The following is a 962-nucleotide window of genomic DNA, read 5'->3' as shown; positions in this document are numbered from 1 at the left end:
AGATTCTTGCCCACGCCCAAGAGCTAATTTACCAACTGTTGGACGGGATGCCGAGTGCTTATCAGCGCCAAAGCCTGAAAGCCTTCCTAGAACTGTTTTTCAAGGCACAATGGGCACCGCTGCCTGAGCATAGTCACCTGAAGTCTGCCAGCGCCTTGAGTCGGTTTCTCACGGTGTATACCTGGTCAGTGCGGCAGGTCATTCGCCAGGTGCGCTACGCCATTGGCCAAGAGCTCAAGCGCTATCGACCTCGGGGTCGTCGGCCCCATCTGCAAGTGATTCTGGATATGACGACCCTGGAGAAACGAGGCAAATTCAAAGCCTTTTCGGATCTCATCAGCGTGTTTCATGGCAAACGCGGCGTGCATTTGGTGGTGCTCTACCTGGTCGTTGGCCCCTGGCGGGTGCCCTGGAGCTTTCGCGTCTACCGAGGGAAAGGACAGCCCTCTGCGGCCCAACTCGGATTGACCTTGGTGCGGCAACTGCCCAAGTGGTTGAAACAAGCGTTCAAAGTCAGAGTGCTGGCCGATACCGCCTTCGGCAGTGTGGACTTTCTCCAGGGCATTCGCAAGCTGAAGTTGCATGCCATCACTGGGGTGCGCTATGACCGCAAACTCAGCGATGGACGGCACCTCTTCGAGTTGCACAAACCGGGACAGCGTGTCCATCTCCAGGGGCTCAGTTGTCCCGTCACCATCGCCTGGTTCTACCTGAAACGAGATGGCGAGACGAAACGCTCTAAACGCTATGTGCTCTCGACTGAACCCCTCAAAGCCAGCACGATTGTGTGGTGGGGGCGGCATCGTTGGCAAATTGAAGGGTTCTTCAAAACCGCCAAGCACCGCTTTGGGCTGCATCGCTTCGGTCAGCAGACCTTGCTAGGGATGTACCGTTGGCTCGTCCTATCGCTGGTCGCCTTTATCCTGGCCCATTGGGGCTACCTCTCACTAGAAACCGAGGCG

Annotated in this window: 1 protein-coding gene; it reads left to right on the top strand. The window is 56.9% G+C overall.

Annotated features, from left to right (window positions below):
* Positions 1-2: 2 nt before the first annotated feature.
* The coding region (locus tag VB780_RS08455) for a transposase (RefSeq protein ID WP_323350696.1) at positions 3-962 on the top strand (960 nt) is incomplete at its 3' end.

The sequence above is a fragment of the Leptolyngbya sp. CCNP1308 genome (assembly GCF_034932455.1).
Classification (GTDB): Bacteria; Cyanobacteriota; Cyanobacteriia; order Phormidesmidales; family Phormidesmidaceae; genus Nodosilinea.
The sequence above is the reverse complement of the archived record's forward strand: the minus strand, read 5'-3'. Positions and strand labels throughout refer to the sequence as shown.